The organism is Mesorhizobium sp. M2A.F.Ca.ET.037.01.1.1 (assembly GCF_003998075.1).
Taxonomy (GTDB): Bacteria; Pseudomonadota; Alphaproteobacteria; order Rhizobiales; family Rhizobiaceae; genus Mesorhizobium.
Genome location: NZ_RZSA01001594.1, coordinates 1 through 797, shown reverse-complemented (window position 1 = coordinate 797; position 797 = coordinate 1). Strand labels below are relative to the sequence as shown.

Here is a 797-nt window from a genome sequence, read left to right as displayed (position 1 = left end):
GTGGCGTCGGAGCAGGACAGCATCGAAGCCTCCTATCGCGATCATCCGCTGCGCCTGGCAACGCTCAGCCATGCGGTGATCGGCGCCGGCGCGGATTCGCCCATCAAGGTCACGGTCGGCGTCACGCTCGCCGGCCATGACGCGATGGTGAAGCGGCTGTGGCTCAGCGCCTTCGCCCAGCAGCTTGCCTTGGTGGCTATTGCCGGCGTGTTCGTGCTGCTCGGCCTGCGCCGCGGGCTGGCGCCGCTGATCCGGCTGCGCGACGCCGTGCGTTCGCGCAGCCGCAGCGATCTCGAGCCGGTCGAGGTTCCGGGCGCGCAGAGCGAGATCCGGCCGCTGATCGAAGCGCTCAACGCCTATATGCAGCGCGTGCGGGCGCAGATGGCGGCGCAGCGGCGCTTCATCGCCAATGCCGCGCACCAGCTGCGCACGCCGCTGGCGCTCTTGTCGACACAGGCAAGCTATGCGTTGCGGGAGACCAAGGCCGACCGGCGCCAGGAGGCGCTGGTGGCGCTGCAGACGAGTTCCGGCAAATTGGCGCGGTTGGCCGAACAGCTGCTTACGCTGTCGAGAGCGGAACCCGGCAGCCGGCGGCCGCGCGCCGACCGTATCGACCTCACCGAAGCCGCCCGCCAGGTGCTGGAAGCGCAGGCGCCGGCGGCGATCAAGCGCGATATCGACCTCGGCCTCGATGAGAACGGACCGGTGCCGGTGATCGGCGACGGCACGATGCTGCGCGAGATGATCGTCAACCTGGTCGACAATGCTCTGCGCTATTCCAGGCCAGGCGGCAGCGT

The 797-nt window shown here is 69.4% G+C and carries 1 protein-coding gene; it reads left to right on the top strand.

What is annotated here, in order from left to right; translation table 11 throughout:
* A partial coding sequence (locus tag EOA27_RS38600; RefSeq protein WP_127258989.1) for a histidine kinase dimerization/phospho-acceptor domain-containing protein occupies positions 1-797 on the top strand: 797 nt, incomplete at both ends.